This is a genomic window from Streptomyces sp. 1114.5 (assembly GCF_003635085.1).
Lineage (GTDB): Bacteria > Actinomycetota > Actinomycetes > Streptomycetales > Streptomycetaceae > Kitasatospora.
This window is the reverse complement of record NZ_RBXE01000001.1, coordinates 1,179,083-1,200,244: the sequence shown is the minus strand read 5'-3', so window position 1 is coordinate 1,200,244 and position 21,162 is coordinate 1,179,083. Positions and strand designations below refer to the sequence as shown.

At 72.5% G+C, this 21,162-nt stretch carries 22 protein-coding genes; 15 read left to right on the top strand and 7 right to left on the bottom strand.

Annotated features, from left to right (window positions below; genetic code table 11):
- Window positions 1-155: 155 nt before the first annotated feature.
- Window positions 156-1,313: a LacI family DNA-binding transcriptional regulator gene (locus BX285_RS05145; protein ID WP_097236877.1), complete on the bottom strand. Its 1,158-nt coding sequence runs from the start codon at window positions 1,311-1,313 to the stop codon at window positions 156-158.
- Window positions 1,314-1,660: 347 nt separating this feature from the next.
- On the opposite strand from BX285_RS05145, the gene hisC reads away from it, so the two are divergent.
- The 5 genes from hisC to BX285_RS05120 all read left to right on the top strand — a co-directional run bounded on the left by hisC (window position 1,661) and on the right by BX285_RS05120 (window position 7,165).
- On the top strand, window positions 1,661-2,740 hold the full coding sequence (gene hisC / locus BX285_RS05140) for a histidinol-phosphate transaminase (RefSeq protein ID WP_097236876.1): 1,080 nt from the start codon (window positions 1,661-1,663) through the stop codon (window positions 2,738-2,740).
- Window positions 2,741-3,027: 287 nt separating this feature from the next.
- Complete coding sequence (locus BX285_RS05135) at window positions 3,028-4,488, top strand: efflux RND transporter periplasmic adaptor subunit (protein WP_183107004.1); 1,461 nt, start codon at window positions 3,028-3,030, stop codon at window positions 4,486-4,488.
- Between the two features lie 2 nt (window positions 4,489-4,490).
- On the top strand, window positions 4,491-5,294 hold the full coding sequence (locus BX285_RS05130; protein WP_097236874.1) for an ABC transporter ATP-binding protein: 804 nt from the start codon (window positions 4,491-4,493) through the stop codon (window positions 5,292-5,294).
- Complete coding sequence (locus BX285_RS05125; protein ID WP_097236873.1) at window positions 5,291-6,505, top strand: ABC transporter permease; 1,215 nt, start codon at window positions 5,291-5,293, stop codon at window positions 6,503-6,505. Before BX285_RS05130 ends, BX285_RS05125 begins: the two co-directional genes overlap by 4 nt.
- Window positions 6,506-6,520: 15 nt before the next feature.
- Window positions 6,521-7,165: a DUF5666 domain-containing protein gene (locus tag BX285_RS05120; RefSeq protein ID WP_097236872.1), complete on the top strand. Its 645-nt coding sequence runs from the start codon at window positions 6,521-6,523 to the stop codon at window positions 7,163-7,165.
- 56 nt (window positions 7,166-7,221) lie between these two features.
- Here BX285_RS05120 and BX285_RS05115 read toward each other — a convergent pair whose 3' ends face one another.
- The 4 genes from BX285_RS05115 to BX285_RS05100 all read right to left on the bottom strand — a co-directional run bounded on the left by BX285_RS05115 (window position 7,222) and on the right by BX285_RS05100 (window position 9,883).
- A complete protein-coding gene (locus tag BX285_RS05115) occupies window positions 7,222-8,226 on the bottom strand; it encodes an NADPH:quinone oxidoreductase family protein (RefSeq protein WP_121174569.1) in 1,005 nt (334 codons plus the stop codon).
- Window positions 8,227-8,255: 29 nt separating this feature from the next.
- Window positions 8,256-8,615 (bottom strand): MerR family transcriptional regulator, encoded by a 360-nt coding sequence (locus BX285_RS05110; RefSeq protein ID WP_097236870.1) that lies wholly within the window; start codon window positions 8,613-8,615, stop codon window positions 8,256-8,258.
- Between the two features lie 93 nt (window positions 8,616-8,708).
- Window positions 8,709-9,278, bottom strand: a complete 570-nt coding sequence (locus tag BX285_RS05105; RefSeq protein WP_121174568.1) for a DUF6529 family protein — start codon at window positions 9,276-9,278, stop codon at window positions 8,709-8,711.
- Window positions 9,279-9,283: 5 nt separating this feature from the next.
- Window positions 9,284-9,883: a hypothetical protein gene (locus BX285_RS05100; protein ID WP_121174567.1), complete on the bottom strand. Its 600-nt coding sequence runs from the start codon at window positions 9,881-9,883 to the stop codon at window positions 9,284-9,286.
- Between the two features lie 139 nt (window positions 9,884-10,022).
- Here BX285_RS05100 and BX285_RS37105 point away from each other — a divergent pair, with 139 nt between their 5' ends.
- Both BX285_RS37105 and BX285_RS05095 read left to right on the top strand, forming a co-directional pair.
- Window positions 10,023-10,556: a hypothetical protein gene (locus BX285_RS37105; RefSeq protein ID WP_259470437.1), complete on the top strand. Its 534-nt coding sequence runs from the start codon at window positions 10,023-10,025 to the stop codon at window positions 10,554-10,556.
- 102 nt (window positions 10,557-10,658) lie between these two features.
- Entirely contained in the window at window positions 10,659-11,051 is a 393-nt protein-coding gene (locus BX285_RS05095) for a hypothetical protein (RefSeq protein WP_097236867.1), read from the top strand.
- A 90-nt stretch (window positions 11,052-11,141) separates the two neighbouring features.
- Here the strand turns inward: BX285_RS05095 and dmpI are convergent, their stop codons facing one another.
- On the bottom strand, window positions 11,142-11,324 hold the full coding sequence (dmpI, locus tag BX285_RS05090) for a 4-oxalocrotonate tautomerase DmpI (protein WP_097236866.1): 183 nt from the start codon (window positions 11,322-11,324) through the stop codon (window positions 11,142-11,144).
- A 108-nt stretch (window positions 11,325-11,432) separates the two neighbouring features.
- Entirely contained in the window at window positions 11,433-12,332 is a 900-nt protein-coding gene (locus BX285_RS05085) for a LysR substrate-binding domain-containing protein (protein ID WP_121174566.1), read from the bottom strand.
- 241 nt (window positions 12,333-12,573) lie between these two features.
- Between BX285_RS05085 and BX285_RS05080 the strand changes: the two genes are divergently transcribed.
- From BX285_RS05080 to BX285_RS05045, 8 genes are all read left to right on the top strand, one after another.
- The gene (locus BX285_RS05080; protein ID WP_183107003.1) at window positions 12,574-13,392 is read left to right on the top strand and encodes a hypothetical protein; all 819 of its coding nucleotides are present in this window, start codon (window positions 12,574-12,576) and stop codon (window positions 13,390-13,392) included.
- 163 nt (window positions 13,393-13,555) lie between these two features.
- Window positions 13,556-14,863 (top strand): aspartate--tRNA(Asn) ligase, encoded by a 1,308-nt coding sequence (aspS, locus tag BX285_RS05075; protein WP_097236863.1) that lies wholly within the window; start codon window positions 13,556-13,558, stop codon window positions 14,861-14,863.
- Between the two features lie 22 nt (window positions 14,864-14,885).
- The gene (locus BX285_RS05070; RefSeq protein WP_097236862.1) at window positions 14,886-15,158 is read left to right on the top strand and encodes a hypothetical protein; all 273 of its coding nucleotides are present in this window, start codon (window positions 14,886-14,888) and stop codon (window positions 15,156-15,158) included.
- Between the two features lie 312 nt (window positions 15,159-15,470).
- On the top strand, window positions 15,471-16,259 hold the full coding sequence (locus tag BX285_RS05065) for a response regulator transcription factor (RefSeq protein ID WP_257032498.1): 789 nt from the start codon (window positions 15,471-15,473) through the stop codon (window positions 16,257-16,259).
- A gap of 12 nt (window positions 16,260-16,271) precedes the next feature.
- Window positions 16,272-17,786, top strand: a complete 1,515-nt coding sequence (locus BX285_RS05060; protein WP_220783897.1) for a cell wall metabolism sensor histidine kinase WalK — start codon at window positions 16,272-16,274, stop codon at window positions 17,784-17,786.
- Window positions 17,787-17,984: 198 nt separating this feature from the next.
- The gene (locus tag BX285_RS05055) at window positions 17,985-18,941 is read left to right on the top strand and encodes an LAETG motif-containing sortase-dependent surface protein (protein ID WP_121174564.1); all 957 of its coding nucleotides are present in this window, start codon (window positions 17,985-17,987) and stop codon (window positions 18,939-18,941) included.
- A 238-nt stretch (window positions 18,942-19,179) separates the two neighbouring features.
- Window positions 19,180-19,569 (top strand): Uma2 family endonuclease, encoded by a 390-nt coding sequence (locus BX285_RS05050; protein ID WP_121174563.1) that lies wholly within the window; start codon window positions 19,180-19,182, stop codon window positions 19,567-19,569.
- Entirely contained in the window at window positions 19,562-20,926 is a 1,365-nt protein-coding gene (locus tag BX285_RS05045) for an EF-hand domain-containing protein (RefSeq protein WP_259470436.1), read from the top strand. Before BX285_RS05050 ends, BX285_RS05045 begins: the two co-directional genes overlap by 8 nt.
- Window positions 20,927-21,162: the final 236 nt, after the last annotated feature.

Below are 21,162 nucleotides of genomic sequence, written 5' to 3'. Positions count from 1 at the left end.
GGTGGGCATCCAATCCTCCGGAGCGTCAGCCGGGCGTCCGCTCAAGGTCCGTTTTGTCCCGGCTCGGTAGGTTCTCGGCAGGTCTTGCCGGGTCTCGGCCTGCGTCGTCGGTCCTCAGCAGTCCTCGGCCCGCCTCCGCGGTGCGGCCGCGCGGTCTAGACCTCGCCCGGGGGTCGGGGCGGGCTGACGGTGGTGCGCGGGCTGCGGCGCTGGGAGGAGGCGCGGACGATCAGCTCGGTCGGCATCAGGGTGCCCGGCGGAGGCCCGTTGCCGGCGGTGCGGAAGCGGGGCGGGAAGAGCCGGGCGATGTCGACGCCGGTGCCGGAGTCCACGCCCTCGATCGCGTCGATCAGCAGGTTGACCACGGTGGTGCCGATCTTGCGCGGCTTGAGCGAGAGGGTGGTGATCGGCGGTTCGGTGGACGCGTAGACGTCGCTCTCGCTGCAGCAGACCAGCAGCAGGTCGTCGGGCACCCGCAGGCCGTACCGGCGGGCGGCGGCGAGCAGGTCGGTGCCGTTGGGGTCGAAGAGGCCGTAGACGGCGTCGGGCCGGTCGGGCCGGGCGAGCAGCCGGTCGGCGGCGACGGCGCCGGCGGCCGGGTCGTGCGCGGGGTAGGCCTCGTAGACCGGCTCCTGGCCGACCTTGGCGCACCAGCCGAGGTAGGCCTCGGTGGAGAGCCGGGTGTAGGTGTCGGTGCTGGTGCCGGTGAGCAGGCCGATCCGGCGGGCGCCGGCCTCGGAGAGGTGGTCGAGGATGCCGAGGACGGCGGCCTCGTGGTCGTTGTCGACCCAGGCGGTGACCGGGCAGTTGCCGGGCTTGCCGTCGCTGACGACCGGGACGCCGGACCGGTAGAGCTCGCTGACCAGCGGGTCCTGGTCGGGCGGGTCGATGACCACGGTGCCGTCGAGGGCGATGTTGCCCCAGACGTCGTGGCGGGAGGAGGCGGGCAGCACCACCAGCGCGTAGCCGCGGCCGAGGGCGGCGCTGGTGGCGGCCCGGGCCATCTCGGCGAAGTACGCGAACTCGGTGAAGGTGAAGGGCTCTTCGCCGTAGGTCGTGACGGTCAGCCCGATCAGGCCGGACCGTCCGGTGCGCAGGGTGCGGGCCGCGGCGGAGGGGCGGTAGCCGAGGCGTTCGGCGACCTCGCGCACCCGGCTGCGGGTCTCGTCGGGCAGGCGGCCCTTACCGTTCAGCGCGTCGGAGACGGTAGTGATCGACACTCCGGCGGCTGCCGCCACATCCCGGATGCCGGCCCGCTCCAGACGCCGTGAGGCGGTGGGTCGCCGACCGCTCTGGTTGGCTGCTGCTGTCATGGCGGACCGATCGTATGGCTCCTGACAAGGGTCTGTGACCGGCGCATCGGGAGCCTTCGGAGATACGTTTCTCCAAGAGTGAGCCGGGGTGCGCCCCTTCGATACCCGTCCGAAACCTGGCCTCTTACCTCTGACATGTGCCAAAGGAACCGGGCAGAATGGCTGATCTGCGCCTGTAACCCGACCGGGCATCTCACTCCTACGGGTGAGGGCGGTCGGTATCGTGCAAGGCACCCGACCGGGGTGGTCCGGGGCGAGTCAGGAGGTCCCGGACACGGAGGGCGAACCCGTCCGTGGCGGGCGAGCGCTCCGGACAGCAGTGCAACTTCTGGAAACGGAGTACGACCGTGAGCAGTGGTACGTCAGCGCAGGGACCGCGGCTGCGGCCGACCCTGGACGGCATCCCCACCTACAAGCCCGGCAAGCCGGCCGGCGCCGACGCCTACAAGCTGTCCTCGAACGAGAACCCGAACGACCCGCTGCCCGGTGTGCTGGAGGCGGCGGTCGCGGCGGCCGGCTCGTTCAACCGCTACCCCGACATGGGCGTCAGCGAGCTGACCGAGGTGCTGGCCGAGCGCTTCGGCGTGCCCGTCGAGCACATCGCCACCGGCACCGGCTCGGTCGGCGTCGCCCAGTCGCTGATCCTCGCCACGGCCGGCCCGGGCGACGAGGTGATCTTCGCCTGGCGCTCCTTCGAGGCGTACCCGATCATCACCCAGATCGCCGGCGCCACGCCCGTCCCGGTCCCGCTCACCCCGGCCGGCGACCACGACCTGGACGCGATGCTCGCCGCGATCACCCCGAACACCCGGCTGATCTTCGTCTGCAACCCCAACAACCCCACCGGCAACGTGATCCACCGCGCCGAGCTGGAGCGCTTCCTGGCGGCCGTCCCCGGCGACATCCTGGTGGTCGTCGACGAGGCCTACATCGAGTTCATCCGCGACCCCGAGGTCCCCAACGGCATCGACCTCTACCGCGACCGCCCGAACGTCTGCGTGCTGCGCACCTTCTCCAAGGCGTACGGCCTGGCGGGCCTGCGGGTCGGCTTCGCGATCGCGCACGAGCCGGTCGCGTCCGCGCTGCGCAAGACCGCCGTCCCGTTCGGCGTCAACCAGCTCGCCCAGAACGCCGCCGTCGCCTCGCTGCGCGCCGAGGAGGCGCTGCTGGAGCGGGTGGACGCGCTGGTCGAGGAGCGCAACCGGGTCGTCGCCGGGCTGCGCGCCCAGGGCTGGGAAATCCCGGACTCGCAGGCCAACTTCGTCTGGCTGGGGCTCGGCGAGCGTTCGGCGGAGTTCGCGGCGGCCTGCGCCGAGGCGGGCGTGATCGTCCGGCCGTTCCCGGAGGGCGTGCGGGTGTCGATCGGGGAGGCCGAGGGCAACTCGATCTTCCTGTCGGTGGCGGAGGCGTTCCGCAAGGCGCTCTGAGGTTCATCGCGCAGTCGGTTGCAGGGGCGTGCCGTCGGACGGTGCGCCCCTGTGGCGTTCGTCGGGAAGGCGCGGGCGCTCCCCGGGCCCCGGGCGCTCCCCGGGAGCTCCCGGATGGCTGTAGATCGCTGGGAGTGCGCTGGGAGTTCGGCCAACGGCCGGCCACGGAGCGGCCAAGCAGGCCGCGCAGGGCGGCTGTTCTGCCCGGAATGCCCGGATCCGGCCGTCCAGTCTCCTCCCAGCCCGCGCCCAGGACTCCGCAAGAGCTCCCCGCGAAGCTGTCCGCCATGAAGGTGCTCCCACGGCGGCGCGGTGCCGTCCTCGTCAACTCCGCGCTCGGTGTGGCCCTGCTGGGCGGCGCGGCCCTGGTGTACACCACGGTCAGCGGAAGCTCCGGTCCGGCGTCGGCCAAGCCCACGACCCGTACCGCGACGGTCGCCAAGGGCACGGTCCTGGCCACCGTGTCCGGGACGGGCACCCTGGTGTCGCCCACCGACGCGGCCCAGGACTTCGCGACGGGTGGCAGGCTCACCGCGGTCAAGGTCGCGGTCGGGGACGCCGTCAAGAAGGGCCAGGTGCTCGCCACCGTCGACACCACGGCGGCCCAGCAGCAGGTGGACGCGGCCCAGGCGGCCCTCACCACGGCCAACGCCAACCTCGCCAAGGCGCAGGCCGGAGTCACCACCACGACCACCGAGCTGCTGCCCGTCCCGGCCTCCGGCGGGACCGGCAGCAGCGGCGCGGCCGGCAGCGGCTCCGGAAGCGGCTCCGGAAGCAGCGCGGCCGGCAGCGGTGGGTCCGCCGGCGGTGGCGGACGCGGGGCGGGCGGGAGCAGTACGCCCGCCCCGCAGACCACCACCATCACCACCACCAAGGTCGACGACGCGGCCGTGGCCCAGGCCCAGCAGCAGGTCGCCACCGCGCAGACCAACCTCTCCAACGCCCAGGCGGCGCTGGCCGGGACCACCCTGACCGCCTCGGTGGACGGCACGGTCGCCTCCGTCTCCGGCAAGGTCGGCGACACCGTCGGGGCGGGCGCCTCGGGCTCCTCCTCGTCCTCCTCGTCCTCCTCGTCCTCCGCGGGCAAGTCGAGCGGCACGAGCGCGGGTTCGGGCGCCCCCAGCGGCTTCATCGTGCTGACCAACCCGACCGGGATGCAGGTCACCGCGAACTTCTCCGAGCTCGACTCGCTCAAGCTGAAGAAGGGCGAGGCGGCCACCGTCACCCTGAACGCGCAGTCCGACACCAAGCTCAACGCCAGCGTCCTGTCAGTCAGTTCGCTGCCCAGCAGCAGCGGCTCCGGTGGCGCGGTCGGCTCCTCCGCCGTCCAGTACGCGGCCGTGCTGCAGCTGAGCGGCGACACCAGCACCCTGCGCACCGGCCTCAGTGCCACCGTCCAGGTGATCACCGGCGAGGCCGACAACGCGCTCTCGCTGCCCACCGCCGCCCTGTCCGGCACCGGTACCTCCCGCACCGCGACCGTGGTGCACGAGGACGGCAGCTCCGAGCGGATCACCGTCGGCGTCGGCGTCGAGGGCGACAGCACGGTGCAGGTGGTCTCCGGGCTGAAGGAGGGCGACAAGGTCGAACTCCCCACCACCAGTGGCACCAACGGCTTCCCGAACGGCTCCTTCCCGGGCGCGGGCGGCAACCGCGGCGGCGCGGGCGGCGGGGTCTTCCCGGGCGGCACCGGTGGCGGCGGTGGCGGTGCGGGTGGCGCCGGCGGCGGCCGGGGCGGTCGGGGCTGAGCATGCGTCACGTCATCGACAAGCGCGTCCCCGCGACGCCCGTGCCGGTGATCCGGATCCGCCGGCTCACCAAGTCGTACGGGCACGGCGACGCCACCGTGCACGCGCTGCGCGGCCCGGACGACCCGGAGACCGGCGAACCGCAGGGTGTCAGCCTGGACATCGAACAGGGCGACTACGTCGCCGTGATGGGCAGTTCGGGCTCCGGCAAGTCCACCCTGATGAACATCCTCGGCTGCCTGGACGTCCCGACCTCCGGCCGCTACCTGCTGGACGGCGTCGACGTCGGCCACCTGGACGAGCAGCAGCTCTCCCTGGTCCGCAACCGCAAGATCGGCTTCGTCTTCCAGTCCTTCAACCTGATCCCGCGCACCACCGCCCTCGCCCAGGTCGAGCTGCCGCTCGCCTACGCGGGCGTGCGGGCCGCCGAGCGGCGGCGCCGGGCGCTGGCCGCGCTCTCGCTGGTCGGGCTCGGCGAGCGCTCGGGCCACAAGCCCAACCAGCTCTCCGGCGGCCAGCAGCAGCGCGTCGCGGTGGCGCGGGCCCTGGTCACCGCCCCCGCGATGCTGCTCGCCGACGAGCCGACCGGCAACCTCGACAGCCGCTCCACGGAGGAGGTGCTGGCCCTGATCGACGGGCTCAACACCACCGGTCGCACCGTCGTGCTGATCACCCACGAGGACGAGGTCGCCCGGCACGCCAAGCGGGTGCTGCGCCTGGTCGACGGGCAGATCGTGAGCGACGTCCGGCAGGCCCCGGTGGAGGGGCCGCCCCCCGCCCTTCGTGACCTGGGAGTGTCCGCGTGATCCTCTGGCAGACACTCCGCTTCGCGGTCGGCGGCCTGGCCGCCAACAAGGTGCGCTCCGCGCTCACCATGCTCGGCGTGCTGATCGGCGTCGCCTCGGTGATCCTGCTGCTGGCCGTCGGCAACGGCTCGTCCGTCGCGGTCAAGGACTCGATCACCTCGCTCGGCACCAACTCGCTGACCGTCAGCGCCGGTTCGGCGGCCGGTGGTTCCCGGGCGGCCTCCTCGGTGAAGAAGCTCACGGTGGCGGACGCCAAGGCGCTGGCGAACGACGCCGAGGCCGCCTCCGCGATCAAGTCGGTGGCGCCGGTCGTCACCACCAGCGGCACGGCGCTGTACGGGAACATCTCGTACAGTCCCGGCTCGATCGTCGGCACCTACCCGGCGTACTTCGAGACCGCCAACCAGAAGGTCGCCCACGGCGAGTACTTCACCAACGACGACGTGCTCGGCTCGCGCAAGGTCGCGGTGCTCGGCGCCACCACGGCCAAGCAGCTCTTCGACACCGCGGACCCGGTCGGCAGGACCGTCGTGCTCGGCGGCACGCCGTTCACCGTGGTCGGCGTGCTGCAGGCCAAGGGCGGCAGCGGTTTCACCGACCCGGACGACGTGGTGATCGCCCCGCTGCCGACGGTGCAGAACGCCTTCACCGGCTTCGGCCCGGTCAACCAGATCCTGGTGCAGGCGGCCTCCGCCGACACCACCACGGCCGCCCAGGCGGAGATCACCCGGGTGCTGCTCGGCACCCACGCGATCGCCGACCCGAGCAAGGCCGACTTCCGGATCACCAACCAGGCCTCCCTGCTCACGGCGCGGGAGAGCACCACCAAGACCTTCACCGTGCTGCTCGGCGCAGTAGCCGCGATCTCGCTGCTGGTCGGCGGGATCGGGATCACCAACATCATGCTGGTGACGGTCACCGAGCGGACCCGTGAGATCGGCATCCGCAAGGCGCTCGGCGCGCCGCGCGCGGTGATCCTCGGGCAGTTCCTCACCGAGTCGACGCTGCTGTCGGTGATCGGCGCGGGGCTGGGAGTCGCGGCCGGGATGATCGGCTCGCACTTCAGCATCGTCGGCATCAAGCCGGTGGTGATCCCCGAGTCGGTGCTCGGCGCGTTCGGCATCGCCGTCGCCATCGGGCTCTTCTTCGGCAGCTACCCCGCCAACCGGGCCGCCTCGCTGCGGCCGATCGACGCCCTCCGGCACGAGTAGGACACACACCACGCCATGAGCAGCAACGAGATCGCCACGGTCAGCAGCACTCACGCCGAGCAGGTCGCCCTGCTCGCCACCCCGCCGGACGCCCGCGACGTCAGCGCCGAACTGGCCGCGCCGCCCCGGCGCAAGCTCCCCTGGATCAGCCTGGTGCTGGCGGGCGGGGTGATCGCCACGGGGGCGTTCGCGGGCGGGGTCTGGTACGAGCAGAACAACGGGTCGGGCGGGAAGTCCTCCCGGCCGGCGGCTGCTGCGGCCGGTGGCCAGCGGCAGGGTGCGGGCGGCGGCGGGTACGGGCAGGGCGCGGGTGCTCAGGGCGGGCAGGGCGGCCGCCGTGGGGGCCAGGGTGCCGGGCAGGGCGGCCAGGGCTCGGGCCAGGGCGGGCAGCCCGGGTTCGCCCGGGGGACGGTCAAGGCCGTCGACGGGAACACCGTCTACCTGACCGACGCCAACGGCAACACCGTCAAGGTCACCACCGGCGACGCGACGAAGGTCCAGCTCAACAAGGAGGGCAAGGTCGCCGACCTGCAGCCCGGCCAGAGCGTGACCGTCGTCGGCACCCCCGACGCCAACGGTGGCTACACCGCGAGCCAGTTGGTCGAAGGCAACGCGGCCGGCGGCTTCGGCGGCGGCAACCGGAACCCGAACGGCGGCTGACGGACGAACCGCGAGGGCGGCCCCTTGCTCCTTCGCAAGGGGCCGCCCTCGTGTGCTCAACGCCAGGGGTCGAGGGCGAGCTTGCCCTGGGTCCGGCCGGCTTCCAGTTGTTCCAGCACCTTCGCGCCCTCGGCCAGTGCGTGCACCCGGGGCGTTCCGGGTGGGTACACGCCGTGGGCGATGAGGGCTTCGATCTCTCCGATCAGCGACCGGTACACGGCCGGGGCTGCGACCGCCAGTGCTCCGATGTGCAGGCCCTTGACCTGGACCGGGTGGGTGAAGACCAGGTCGTGCGTGGTCAGGGTGGCATCGCCGGACGCGGCACCGAACACGACGATGCGGCCGATGATCGGCTTGGTGACCGACAGGCTCGTCGTGAACGTGGCCCGCCCCACCGACTCCAGGACGAGGTCCACGCCCCCGGTCAGGCGGGTGATCTCCGCTGCCAGATCGGGTCGCCGGCTGTCCAGGACCTCGTCGGCGCCGAGCGCCCTGACGGTGTCGTGCTTCGCCGGCGAGGCCGTGGCGATCACGCGGGCACCGTAGTGGCGGGCGAGGCGGACGGCGGCCTGCCCGACACCTCCGGCCGACGCATGCACCAGGACGGTCTCACCGGCCTTGATCTCGCCCAGCGGCTTCAATGCCGCCAACGCGGTGGCCCAGTTGAGCACCAGGCCGAGGGCTTCGGCGTCGCTCCAGCCGGACGGCACGGGCAGCACGCCTGCCGCCGGCATCGTCATGTACTGCGCGAAGGCCCCCGGGCCGGCTCCGACCACACGGGTGCCGAGCGGCAGCGGAACCTCCACCCCGGCGCCGACCCCCACGATCTCGCCGGCCGCCTCGAAGCCCGCCACGTAGGGCGCCTGCGGGCCGCCACCGTACGTGCCACGGGTCTGCATGACGTCCGCGAAGTTGACCCCGGCGGCGCCCACCCGGACCAGGTACTCGCCGGGCCCCGGAGCGGGGCGGGGGTGATCGGTGGAGAGGGCCAGGTCCTGCGGTCCCCCGTGCGATCGCTGGACCATTGCTCGTACGGTCTGCTGCTGCTCGTCGGTCTCCATGGACCGAACGTACGAACCTGACACTTGCGTCAAGGGCAAGCGGCCGCTCGCAAGTAGGCGTCGAGGGCCGCCTGCTGGTCGCTGAGGACGGCGATGCGGGCGGCGAGCCGATCGCGGAAGCTCTCCACCTCGTGCAGGAACTCCGTGCACACCGCATCGCTGCCGGTCTCTGACCCGTCGGTGAGGCTGGGCAGGATCTCCCTGATCAACCGCACGGGCAGTCCGGACTCCAGCAGCGAGCGGATGACGAGCACCCGGTCGATCGTGGACCGGCAGTAGTCGCGGAACCCGTTGTCGAAACGGCCGGGGACGATCAGGCCCTCGTCCTCGTAGTGCCGTAACGACCTCGCGCTCACGCCGCTGACTCTGGAGGCTTCACTGATCTTCACGCCAGGAGCAACGCCCGCGCAGACGCCGATCTTCCGGCGCGGAAAGGCCCCCTTGCGAGGAGCAAGGGGGCCTTTTCCCGGCATCGGGGCCGCTCAAAGACCGGGCACGGCATAGCCGTTGAGGCGCCAGAGGGCGGCGCTGTACCAGAGCAGGGCGATCAGCACGATGAGCGCTCCGCCCGCCGTGGGCAGGGCCCAGCCGGGGAGCCTGCGGTGGCGGACCACGATGACCTTGGTGATGAACGCGCCGTAGAGGAAGCATCCGGCGAACGAGTGCAGGGCGATCCGGCTGTCCGTCACCTGCACGCCGTAGGCGTTGATGCAGTGGTAGGCGATCGGGAGGGAGAGCAGGAACGCCACCACCCCGACCACCCGGTGCCCGGTCCGGACCGGCCGGGGTGCGGCGCGCACGCCGGGCAGCCGGCCGTACATCCAGAGCCCCAGCAGGAGTTGGACCAGGGCGAGGCCCAGCAGGGCGGTGCCGAGCTGGGCCTTGAGCAGGTTGGCGTCGTCGAAGCGGCGGCCGAAGAGGCTGCTCGTGTAGTCGGGGGTGTGCGCCCGGCCGTACCAGAAGAGACCGGCCGTCACCGCCACCGGCAGGAGCATCCACAGGACGCCGCGGGCCCGTCGCCGGGAACGGAGCGGCCGTTCGACACCGTGCATCGGGGTCAGTCGCCCTCGACCTTGTCGCCCGCGACGTTGACCACGTACCACTTGGCACCGAAGGCGCTGGACTCCTCGCCGTTGGTGTCGCCCTTCGCGGTGTCGCCCTCGAAGTAGTAGAGCGGGTGGCCGTTGTAGACGACCTGGGACTTGCCGTCCTTGCGGGCCGTGGTGGAGAGCTTGGTCTGGTCGGCGCCGTTGGCGGCGGTGGGGGTACCGTTGGTCAGCAGCGGCGGCCAGGCGGTGGCGCAGGCGTCGTAGCAGGTGGAGGTGGGCGAGGTGTCGGCCTCGAACAGGTAGAGCGTCTTGCCCTGGGAGTCGACCAGGATGTTCTGGAACTTGCCGGCGGTTGCCGCCCCGATGGTGGCCCCTCCGCCGGGAGCCCCTGCGGTCGGGCTCGGGCTGGTGCTCTCGGTCGGGCTCGCGCTTTCCGTCGGGCTCGCGCTTTCCGTCGGGCTCGCCGCGGCGGACGGGCTGGCGGAGGTGGCCGCGGGGGACGGGCTCGTCGTGGCCGTCGTCTTCTTGCTGCTGGAGCAGCCACCGCAGGCCGCGGCGATCAGGGCGACGGCGGCGACCGCGGTGGTCAGCGTGCGGGCAGTTCTCATGGCTTCTCTCCAGCGGGGGTGGGGATGGTGTGCCCCCACTTCAGCCTGTACGGGCTCGGCCGCTTCACGAGGCACGCCAGTCGGGTGGCCAAGTACACCCGTTTTGCTGGGTGATCGTCATGCTGTAGATCTGACGATCATGACAAAAGATCAGGTCAGTAGGCTCATCGGCGGCGGCTTCGGCCTCGCCTTCATCCAGATGAACGCAGCGACCTTGCCGACCGCCGTCGCCGTTCCGCTGCGCATGCTCGCCATCCTGGCGTTCCTCCGGATCGTGTTCGCCGGCCGGCGGGCCGCCGTACCCGCGGCCGATGCCGACAGACCGCCGAGCGGCACGGGCTTCGGGCGCGGCTACTGGTACGTGGTGGCGGTCGAAGCGCTCGCGCTCGGGGCCGGCCTGTTCGTGATCAGCAAGGTGCTGCACACCCCGACCGCGAGCGTGGCCTGGATCGCCCTCGTGGTCGGCGTGCACTTCTTCGGCCTCGCTGCGGTCTGGAAGCGGCCCGCGCTGCACGTCCTCGGCGCGTCGATGGCGGTCTGCGGCGTGGCCGGCCTGGTGCTGGCCGCCTGCGGCGTCGCCGCGCCCGTCATCGCCGTGGTCTCCGGGGTCGTTCCCGGGGTGCTGCTGCTCGGCTCGGTCCTGTGGTCCGGCCGCCCGGCAGCTGCTCGCTAGCCGAGTGTGCCTGGACCCACCCCCGCGTACGGCTGGACCCGTACCGGGCGCGCCGTGCGCTCCGTAACGTCGTAGCCACAACGACACGGAGGGAAGCGAACCATGGCTACCACGACGACCACCCGGGACGGCTTCACCACGGTGAAGAAGTGCATCCTGCTCTTCGGCGCCGCCGGCGCCGTCGTCCTCGGCACGGTCGCCGTGATGGCGGCCACCGGGCACGAGGCGAGCTCGTTCATGTGGTTCCGCGGGGCGATCCTGCTCGCGCTGACTCCGCTGCTCCACCGGATGGCCGGCCGCGCTGCCGGGGGCTCCTACCGGGACTTCGACCGGCTGCGGACCGTCTCCACGATCATGCCGATCGCCCTCATCGGGGTCGATCTGATCCCCGGCCTCTGCCCGCCCTGGTACGCGGTCCTGCAGGGCCTCTCCGCCCTGGCCCTCGTCGCGGTCGCGGTCCTCACCCGGACGTCGGCCTTCCCCCGGCAGCCCTGAGGAGAGCCCCCGGCCCGCGCGGGAAGTCGGACCGGCCGACTTCCCGCGCTGCGGCGGTGCGGTACTGCGCTACTGCGGTACTGCGGGCGGTCAGCGGTCGGCGGTGAGCTTGCCGGCCGCGCCCCAGCTCTCCGGCTGGTACTCCTGGATCCACACGAACACGCTCTCGGCGGGGACCTCCAAGGCCTCCACGAAGGCGTCGGTGACCTTCTTGACCAGCTCGCGCTTCTGCTCGACGTTGCGCGGGCCCTGCTGGATGGTGACGATCGGCATCTTCGGCTCCTCGACTCGGTTCCTCTGGTCGTTCCGCCGGTTTTCCGGCTGGGACCAGTCCACTCGATCGGGGCCCTTCGACCCAGACCCGATTCGCTCTCACAGCGATCACGAATCCTGATCGTCGCAGGTCAGGCCGGATGTTTGGCGGCAGGCCTCGACCAGCAGCCGGGGGAGCGGGGCGGAGCGCCGGACGGCGAGCGAGGTCGGCAGGGCCAGCGGGGTGCGGCAGGGGCGGAAGGCGACCCGGCGGGCGTTGATCATGCGGGCGTTCGCGGCGTACACCACCGTCCACATCGGGGTTCCGGTGCCGATCGCGGCCAGGGTGTCCTGCAGGGTGCTGTGCGCCGGGCCGAGGACCGGCCGGAAGCCGGCCTGCCGGCAGGCGTCCGTGACCAGGTCCACCAGGGCGGGGTGGTTGCGGCGCTCGGTCAAGCGCAGCGGGAGGTCCGCGAGCTCCGCGAGATCGACCTCCGGCCGCTCGGCGAGCGGGTGCCGGGCGGGCAGGGCGAGCAACAACTCGTCCTGCCAGATGGGCAGGAAGCGCAACTCCGGGCTGCTCTCGGCGATGGCGCCGCGGACGAAGGCGGCGTCGAGACGGCCGTCCGCGAGCCGGGCCAGCCGCTCCCGCACCGGGGCGGCGTGCAGTTCGACGTGCACGCCGGGGGCCCGGCGCTGGTAGGTGTCGAGGATCAGGTCGAGCCGTTCCCCGAGCCCGGTGATGGTGCCGAGCCGGAGCACGGCGGGGGCGGCCAGATCGGCGGCCAGGGCGCGGGCGGCGTCCTCGGCGGTGAGGACGTTCCTGGCGGCGGGCAGGAAGCGCTCCCCGGCCGGGGTCAGCCGGACGTACCGCGGCGACCGGTCGAACAGCTCGACCTTCAACTCCCGTTCCAGGGACTTGACCTGCTGACTGACGGCGGGCTGGCCGAGCAGCAGCCGCTCGGCCGCCCGGCCGAAGTGCAACTCCTCGGCGACGGCGACGAAGCAGCGCAACTGCCGTAGCTCCATGCGGTCCCCCTGCTCCTGTGCCGATGCCCCATGGTCTCGCAGGCGCGGGGCCCGTCGTCCCAGGGGCCGCTTCCCTTCCGCCCCCCTCCAGCCCCCCTCCCGCCTCCCTGCCGCCTCCCGATTTTCCTCTCGATTCACAAGCCTTGTCCCTCCCTTCCCGTCTTGGCGACGATCGGCTCGCCGGCAGCCGACCGCTGCGCACCTCGACGTGCTGCGACCACTCAGGAAGGACCGACCGGGCATGGTGACCGTTCTCCACAGTGACGACCAACTCCTGCGTGCCGAAGTCGATTTGGCCACGACCGCCGAACGGTCGCCCGCGGCCCCGCTGCCGGGCCTGCCGACCGACCTGCCGTCCGACCTGGTCGACGCGCTCGACGTCCGGCCCGGCGACCGGGTGTTGGAGATCGGCCCCGGCGACCTCACCGCCCTGCTCCGCGACGCCGCCGACCGCGAACCGACCGTCGTCGGGCCGTCCGCGGCCGAAGGTCACACGGCCGGAGCGCCGTACGACCGGATCATCGCCACCTGCGCCGTCCCCCGCCTCCCCCTGGCCTGGCTCGACCAGTGCGCCCCCGGCGGCCTCATCGTCGCCCCGGTCGGCGGCGCCGTCGCCCGGCTGACCAAGCGCCACGACGGCCGGGCCGCCGGCCGCTTCCTCCACCACCAGGCCGCCTTCCCGCCCCTGCACCGGGACCCGGCCCCCGCGCCCGCCGCCCCCGATCCGCAGGCCCGCCGCCGCACCACGGAACTCGACGCCCGCGCCCTGGACCACCCCGGCTTCGCCTTCTGGGCCGGCCTGCGCCTCGCCCCCACGATCACCCGCAGCGGTCACACCCTCCACGACCCCACGAGCGGCTCCACCGCCCGCCCCGACGGCCCCGCCGCCGTCGCCCTCAGCGGCCCGCGCGACGTCTGGTGTCTCGTCGAGGCCGCCCACCGCAACTGGCTCGCCCACAACCGCCCCCGCCCCGAGTGGTTCGCCGTCGAAGCCGGCCCCGAAGCCCAGTACGCCGCCTACACCGCCCCCAACGGCACCACCACCCGCTGGGTCCTCTGAAGACCCGTATGCGCAGGAAGTCGGGCCGGCCGACTTCCTGCGCGGGGAAAACCGGACGACCGGGTGGAGCTTGATCGCCTAGGGTGGGCGCTGTCCCCCGGGCGGCCGTTTACCGCTCGTCGTCGGCGCGACCAACGCGCCCGCAACCCAGGGAGTTGCCGCCATGACGCGCACCCTTGTCGCAGACCTCCACGCACGCGTCGGCGAGACGGTCACCGTCTACGGCTGGGTGGACACGCTCCGGCGGCAGCGTCGCCTCCAGTTCGTGCTGGTCCGGGACCACACCGGGATCGTGCAGGTCACCCACGTGCGCGGTGGAGAGCAGGACCCCATCGAGGCGGCGTTCGAGCGGGTGACGGTCGAGTCGGCCGTGAAGATCACCGGTGAGGTGGTCGCCAGCCCGCAGGTGAAGCTCGGCGGCCTGGAGATCGTCCCGTCCCGGGTCGAGATCGTCTCGCTCGCCGAGCCGAAGCTGCCGATCGACGAGAAGACCGGCATCGACCAGCGCCTGGACTGGCGGTTCCTCGACATCCGGCGCCCCTCCCAGCACCTGGTCTTCGACGTCCAGACGACCGTCGAGCGGGCGATGCGGGAGCTCGCCGCCGAGGAGCGGTTCACCGAGCTGCACACGCCCAAGCTGATGGGCACCGCCTCCGAGTCCGGGGCGGAGGTGTTCGAGGTCGGGTACTTCGGGCGCACCGCCTACCTCGCCCAGTCGCCGCAGTTCTACAAGCAGATGGCCATCGCGGGCGGCATCGACCGGGTCTTCGAGATCGGGCCGGTGTTCCGGGCCGAGCCGTCGTTCACCTCCCGGCACGCCACCGAGTTCACCGGCGTCGACGTCGAGATCGCCTGGATCGACGGCGTCGAGGACGTGATGGCCTTCGAGGAGCGGATGCTGCACCGCGTCCTCACCGCGGTCGCTGAGCAGCACGGGGAGGCGATCGCCGAGCACTTCGGCACCCGGGTCGTGGTCCCGGAACTGCCGTTCCCGCGGATCACCATGGCCGACGCGCTGGCCCGGCTCCGTGCCACCGGCTGGGACCGGGAGGGCGTCAAGGACGACCTGGACCCGGAGGGCGAGCGGACGCTGTGCGCGCTGATCGCCGCGGAGACCGGGCACGAGTTCGTGTTCGTCACCCGTTTCCCGGCCGCCGTGCGGCCGTTCTACCACCTGCGGCCGGAGGACGACCCGACCGTCACCGAGTCCTTCGACCTGCTGTGGAAGGGCGTGGAGATCACCACCGGCGCCCAGCGCGAGCACCGCCACGACCGGCTGGTCGCCCAGGCCCGGGAGAAGGGCATGGACACCGGGCCGCTCTCCGGCTACCTGGACTGCTTCCGCTACGGAACCCCGCCGCACGGCGGCCTCGGGCTCGGGCTCGGCCGGCTGCTGATGCTGGCGCTCGGCCTGCCGTCGATCCGGGAGGCGACGTTCCTGTTCCGGGGGCCGCACCGGCTGGAGCCGTAGGGTCTCGGTCCAGTCCACCGACATGCCCGAAACGTGGGCGTCCGAGAACGGCGGCTACGTCCAGATCAACTGGACCCCGCCCTTCAACGTCGGGGAGACGCAGCACCTGATCAAGCTCGGCCGGATGTGGTCCGCCCCCGGTGACAGCGGGGGCGCGGTCATCTACGGGACCAAGGCCGTCGGCACGCTGGTCTGCGGCAGCCTCACCTCGCCCTTCAGCTACGTCCAGCCGCTCTCCACGGTTGCCCAGGACTTGCACGGCGACATCTCCACGGTCTCCTGGGCCCAGTGGTGATCACTTCGAACCGCGGGTGAGTGACGCGTAGCACCAGCAAGGCGCAGGAAGTCGGCCCGGCCGACTTCCTGCGCCTTCGCATTCCCGGGCAGTGACGCACCTCATACCGGGCGCGGCGCAGGGCGGGCAAGGTCTCCAGGGGGCGCGTTGGGCGTGTTCACGCCCGTGCGCACACCACCGAGCGCCCGTCCAAGGGCTTGTCGCGGCAAAACCGACCGATAAGGTGTTAATCCAACATTCATCCATGCCGCATAGCCTCCGAGGGCTAGCCTCATGCTCAACGTCCCCGTCCGACCAGGAGGCGAAAGCCCCGTGCAAGGCACTGTCACCACACCAGGCGGCTCCACGGTGGCCGGGGGCCAGGGCGAGGCGTTCCTGCTCGTCGTGGACGACGAGCCCAACATCCGCGAACTGCTCGCGGCCTCGCTGCGCTTCTCCGGCTTCCGCGTCGCCTCCGCCGCCAGCGGCACCGAGGCGCTGGAACTGATCGCCGCCGAGCGCCCCGACCTGGTCGTGCTCGACGTGATGCTCCCCGACCTCGACGGCTTCACCGTGGTCGAGAAGCTGCGCGAGCGCACCAACCGCGGCCAGATAGCCGGGCCGGCCCACGGGCACCCCGGCGACCACCTGCCGGTGCTCTTCCTCACCGCCAAGGACGGCGTCGGCGACAAGGTGCAGGGCCTCGCCGCCGGCGCGGACGACTACGTCACCAAGCCGTTCAGCCTGGAAGAGCTCATCGCCCGGATCCGCGCCATCCTGCGCCGGGCCGGCGGCCCCGCCGAGGACGGCCGACTGGTCGTCGCCGACCTCAGCCTGGACCCGATCGCCCACGAGGTCACCCGCGCCGGCACCCCGGTCGCGCTCTCCCCGACCGAGTTCAAGCTGCTGCACTACCTGATGGCCAACGTCGGCCGGGTCGTCTCCAAGGCGCAGATCCTCGATCACGTCTGGGCCTACGACTTCGGCGGCGACCTCTCCATCGTCGAGTCGTACATCTCCTACCTGCGCCGCAAGCTCGACTCCGGCCCCGCGCACGGCCCCAAGCTGATCCACACCGTGCGCGGCATCGGCTACGCGCTGCGCCGCCCCCCGCAGGGCTGACCGGTCCCGCACGTGTTCGCCCGGTTCACCTCACGGCTCTCCCTGCGCGCCCGGCTGCTGGTGCTCGCGCTCGCGCTGGTCACCACCGGACTCGTGGTCAGCGACACCTTCGTGCTCGGCACCGTCCGCGCCCAGCTGGTCGAGCAGCTGGACGAACAGCTCCAGCGGTACGGGCTGCCGCTGTCCCGCAAGCCCCCGGTCCAGGTCGCCCCGCCGAGCGCCGGCAAGCCCGCCGTCAGCACCGGCCGGCGGGTCAGCCTGCCCAGCCAGTACCTGGTGCAGTACCTGTCCGCGGACGGCAAGGTGCAGACCGTCATGCGCCAGCCCGTCTCCGACAGCGACCCGGCCCCCCAGCTGGCCGGCCTCGACCCGACCCGCACCGCCCCCGACGTCCCCTTCGACCTGCCCGACCAGCGCGGCCACCACCGCTGGCGGGTGCTCGTCCTGCCGCTCCAGGCCCCCCGCGGACAGGCCACCGGCCCCAGCGCGTACGCCGCGCCCGCGATCACCCCGGCCTACGTCATGGTCGCCGTGTCCCGCGAGGACATCGACGCCACCCTCGGCAAGCTGAACAACTCCTTCCTCGCCATCGGCGGCGCCGTCCTGGTGCTGAGCGCCGCCCTCGGCTTCTTCGCCGTACGGGCCGGGCTGCGGCCGCTGCGGCGGATCGAGGCGGGCGCCGCCCGGATCGCGGACGGTGAACTCTCCCACCGGATGCCGGAACTCTCCCGGGGCACCGAGGTCGGGCGGCTGTCCATCGCCCTCAACGGGATGCTCACCCAGATCGAGGCGGCCTTCGCGGCCCGCGCCGAGTCCGAGGCCCGGATGCGGCGCTTCGTCGCCGACGCCTCGCACGAACTGCGCACCCCGCTGGCCGGGATCCGCGGCTTCGCCGAGCTGTACCGGATGGGCGCGCTGCCCACCGAGGCGGACGTCAAGCGGACCATGACCCGGATCGAGAGCGAGGCCGACCGGATGGGCGCCCTGGTCGAGGACCTGCTGGTGCTCGCCCGGCTCGACGAGGAACGCCCGCTCGACCTCGCCCCCATGGACCTGCGCACCCTCGCCGCCGACGCCCTGCACGACCTCACCGCGCTCGACCCGAGCCGCCCCGTCGCGCTCACCGGCCCCTCCGGCACGGGCGCGCCCGGCGCGGCGCCCGTCCTCGGCGACGAGGCCCGGCTGCGGCAGGTGGTGACCAACCTGGTCGGCAACGCGGTCAAGCACACCCCGTCCGGCACCCCGGTGCGGATCGGGGTCGGCGCCGGGGCCGACGGCATCTGCCTGCTGGAGGTCGCCGACACCGGCCCGGGCCTCACCGAGGAACAGGCCCAGCAGGTCTTCGACCGCTTCTACCGCGTCGACGCCTCCCGCAGCCGCGACAACGGCGGTGGCGCCGGCCTCGGCCTCGCCATCGCCACCGCCCTCACCCGCGCCCACGGCGGCACCCTCACCCTGCACACCGCACCGGGCGAGGGCGCGACCTTCCGGGTCGAACTGCCCAACCACGGCGAACGAGCCTCCTGAGGGCCGGTGCTCGCAGGTTTTCCGGGGAATTGTCGACTCGTCAATTCTGCTGACCGACCCGGCAATTCCGGGGCTCGCACTTTGCCGGAATCCGGCATGGAGCGTCAAGAATGCGTGTGCCTATGATCGGCAGTGCCCGGCCGTCAAGATCCTTACGAGCCGCGGCTTTTGCATTCTTCGGACCCGAAAGGGGTCATCGTGAAATTCCGCCGTTCGCTGGTCTCGGCCGCCGTCATCGCCGCCGTGATCTCGCCCGCAGCCGTACTCTCCGCGGCACCCGCCTTCGCGGAGTCGGCCCCGACGGCGCAGACCCGCAACGACAGCGGCTCGATCGCCGAACTGGAGCAGGCCGCCGCCGACGCCGTCAAGGCCTACGAAACCGCCAAGGCCCACGCGGCCGAGCTCAACACCGCGTTCAGCCACTACACCGACCCGCAGCCGCTGCGTGCCGCGTTCACCCAGGCCCAGGCCGCCGCCAAGAAGGCCGCCGAGACCAGGGCGGCCCTGGACAAGGCCGCCGGGGAGGCCGCCGAGGCGTACGGCCGGGCCAAGGACGAGGACCTGGAGAAGGCCAGGCAGCAGATGCTCAAGGCGTTCGACGCCGCCAACGCCTCCCACGACGCGGAGACCCAGGCCAAGGCCGCGGTCGAGGCAGCCGAACGCGCCCTGGACGACGCCCGGATCGCCGCGCTCCTCAAGGTCACCCAGGCCCACCAGGCCGCCGACGCCGCGGCCGCCAAGAAGGCCGCCGCGGACAAGGCGCTCGCCGACGCCCGGGCCGAGGCCGCGAAGCCGGTGGAGAAGCCGGTGGAGAAGCCGGCCGAGCAGTCGGTGGAGCAGCCCGCCGCCGTCACCCCGGCCACGGACACCACCAAGGCCACCGGCGCGACCACCGCGACGACTGCCACCACCGCGACGACCGCGGCGAAGAAGTCGACCACCTCGACCACCACGCAGGCCACCACCACGCAGGCCACCACCACGCAGGCCACCGCCGCGGGCTCGGCCACCACCGGCTCGGCCACCGAGCTCGCCGAGACCGGCTCCAACCCGGCCACCCCGTACCTCGCCCTCGGCTCCGGCCTCGCCCTCAGCCTCGGCGCCGCCGCCCTCTACGTCTCCCGCCGCAAGCCGGCCACCCGCTCCACTTCCTGACCCACCCCGGTTCGCGCCCGCTCGGGAGGAGGCCGCGAACCCCCACACCGCACCCGAACCGCAGGGCAGGCACTCCCGGCCGCCCTGCGGTTTCGGCATTTCCGGCCCCGAAACCCCCAGATCGAGTGAACCTACTGCCGATCACCCGGTCGGCCCCTCGGTCGTGTGCGACCGTGCAGCCATTGCTTGTGCGGACTCGCACGGGCTGATCACACTGGACGGGAAGAGGGGTGTCCCCATGAGCGCGGTCGTTGCTGAGGCGGCCTTCGTGAACCTGGACCAGTTGCCATGGCAGGCGTGGAAGTCCATGGATGTGCCCGAGGGCTTCCGCGCGGAGATCATCGAGGGGGCGATCACGTTGTCACCCACCGACGGAGTTCGTCACTTCACTGTCAACAGGCGGCTGGGGCAGGATCTGTACGACTATCTGAAGGGCACTGGCTATGCGCCGGGGCAGGACGGCAATGTCATCGCCGGTCTCAAGGTGCTCATTCCGGATGTCTTCGTGGCGCCGAACGATGTCGATGAGATCGAGCACCCCGAGGGCGTAGGGGTGCCGGCGATCCCCGAGGGCCCCGCCAAGGGCTTCGTGATCGGTCCGGAGATCACCGGGGAGCGTCGTGGCTGACCCCGCCGTGTCGTTCAAACGGGATCTGTCCGAGTGGCGGATCGTCATGGTGGCGTGGCGGTTGTTGGCGCTGCAGGCGGCGGATCCGGTGGTGGGGGCCGGGATGGCGGAGCACTCCACGTACCGGGCGCATCCGTGGCGGAGGGTGGAGCACACGTTGGGGAGCGGGCGGCGGCTGTTCTACCAGGACGCGGAGACGCTGCGGCGGGAGGTCGCGCGGCTGGAGCGGGCGCACAAGCGGATCCGGGGCACGACGCCGGACGGGCGGCCGTACGACGCGCGGGATGCCGGGACCAGGGCGTGGGTGCTGCTGACGCTCTTCGAGTGCGTGGTGGCGATGCGCCGGCTGGGCGGCGACGGCTATGACGCTGTCCAACTGGAGGATGCCTACGCGGAGTTCAAGGAGTCGGTCGCCGCATTCGACCTGCCGGAGGGCGAACTGCCGCCCACCGCCAAGGACTTGCCGGCCTACTTCGCCCGATATGCCCGCGAGCGGCTGGAGTTCACCGAGGCGGCGCGGTACCTGATGGGGGACCTGCTGCGGGAGGCGCCCCGGCCGCGGCGGCTGTGGTTCCTCGGGGACGCCGGGTGGCGGGTGGTGCGGGCCCTCGCGGCCCGGGTGGTCACCGAGCTGACGGTGGCGGACCTGCCGGCGGTGGTGCGGGAGCGGTTCGGGCTGGTCCGGACCCGGCGGGGCGCGCTGCTGTCCTTCCTGCTGCACCGCGGCGCGGGCGCGCTCGTCCGGCTGCTGCCGGACCGGCTGCGCTACCGCTCCCCGGAGGAGCGGCGCCCGACCGGCCGCCACCGTCCGCACCGACGCGACACCCGGGGTTCCCGGCTGGACCGCTTCTTCCGTGAGGTGCTGGACCAGACCGGCGACGGTTTCATCACCGTGCACGACCTGCGGGCGATGGCGCACAACGTGTGCTGGCAGCTGGAACTGGACGAGGCTGCCGAGGCCCGGGTGTACGCCGCCTTCGACGGCTGGTGGGAGCAGCTGCGCACGGTGATGGACGCCAACGGGGACGGGAAGGTCAGCCGGGAGGAATTCGTGGCGGCCACCGTGGCGGGGTGCGACCGGGACGGGGCGTACCTGGAGCAGGGGCTGCTGCCGGCGTTGGGCGCGGTGTTCACCGCGGCCGACGCCGACGGCAGCGGGTTCCTGGAGTTCGACGAGTACCGCACGGTGTTCGGCGGTCCGCGGGTGCACCCGGTCGAGCTCTCGCACGGTTTCCGCCAGTTGGACACCGACGGGGACGGGCGGATCACCCGGGAGGAGTTCCTGTGCGGCTTCACCGAGTTCTTCACCGCCCGCACCGACTCCGCCTCGGGCACCCAGCTCCTCGGCCGCGCGTAGGACGGCCGCGCGTAGCACGGCCGGGCACGGGACGCCCCCGAAGCACCCCCGCCCAGCACGTCCCGCTCGCCGATGCGAGCGGGGCGTCGGTCTGTCAAGCGCCGGTTCGGCCAAGAAGCGCGCCCCGTCCGCCCGGTCGTTCGTTGCCCCGGCCGGGGGGTTCCGCAGACTGTGCGCACCGCACCGCACCGCACCGCACCTGCGCCGCACCCGCACCCCGTGACGCAGCGCTCCGC

What these genes read in the sequence shown, in the direction of transcription:
- BX285_RS05145 (WP_097236877.1), bottom strand. Translation starts at nt 1,313, where the DNA reads ATGACAGCAGCAGCCAACCAGAGCGGTCGGCGACCCACCGCCTCACGG.
- BX285_RS05135 (WP_183107004.1), top strand. Translation starts at nt 3,028, where the DNA reads ATGAAGGTGCTCCCACGGCGGCGCGGTGCCGTCCTCGTCAACTCCGCG.
- BX285_RS05130 (WP_097236874.1), top strand. Translation starts at nt 4,491, where the DNA reads ATGCGTCACGTCATCGACAAGCGCGTCCCCGCGACGCCCGTGCCGGTG.
- BX285_RS05120 (WP_097236872.1), top strand. Translation starts at nt 6,521, where the DNA reads ATGAGCAGCAACGAGATCGCCACGGTCAGCAGCACTCACGCCGAGCAG.
- BX285_RS05115 (WP_121174569.1), bottom strand. Translation starts at nt 8,226, where the DNA reads ATGGAGACCGACGAGCAGCAGCAGACCGTACGAGCAATGGTCCAGCGA.
- BX285_RS05105 (WP_121174568.1), bottom strand. Translation starts at nt 9,278, where the DNA reads ATGCACGGTGTCGAACGGCCGCTCCGTTCCCGGCGACGGGCCCGCGGC.
- BX285_RS05100 (WP_121174567.1), bottom strand. Translation starts at nt 9,883, where the DNA reads ATGAGAACTGCCCGCACGCTGACCACCGCGGTCGCCGCCGTCGCCCTG.
- BX285_RS37105 (WP_259470437.1), top strand. Translation starts at nt 10,023, where the DNA reads ATGACAAAAGATCAGGTCAGTAGGCTCATCGGCGGCGGCTTCGGCCTC.
- BX285_RS05095 (WP_097236867.1), top strand. Translation starts at nt 10,659, where the DNA reads ATGGCTACCACGACGACCACCCGGGACGGCTTCACCACGGTGAAGAAG.
- dmpI (WP_097236866.1), bottom strand. Translation starts at nt 11,324, where the DNA reads ATGCCGATCGTCACCATCCAGCAGGGCCCGCGCAACGTCGAGCAGAAG.
- BX285_RS05085 (WP_121174566.1), bottom strand. Translation starts at nt 12,332, where the DNA reads ATGGAGCTACGGCAGTTGCGCTGCTTCGTCGCCGTCGCCGAGGAGTTG.
- BX285_RS05080 (WP_183107003.1), top strand. Translation starts at nt 12,574, where the DNA reads ATGGTGACCGTTCTCCACAGTGACGACCAACTCCTGCGTGCCGAAGTC.
- aspS (WP_097236863.1), top strand. Translation starts at nt 13,556, where the DNA reads ATGACGCGCACCCTTGTCGCAGACCTCCACGCACGCGTCGGCGAGACG.
- BX285_RS05070 (WP_097236862.1), top strand. Translation starts at nt 14,886, where the DNA reads ATGCCCGAAACGTGGGCGTCCGAGAACGGCGGCTACGTCCAGATCAAC.
- BX285_RS05050 (WP_121174563.1), top strand. Translation starts at nt 19,180, where the DNA reads ATGAGCGCGGTCGTTGCTGAGGCGGCCTTCGTGAACCTGGACCAGTTG.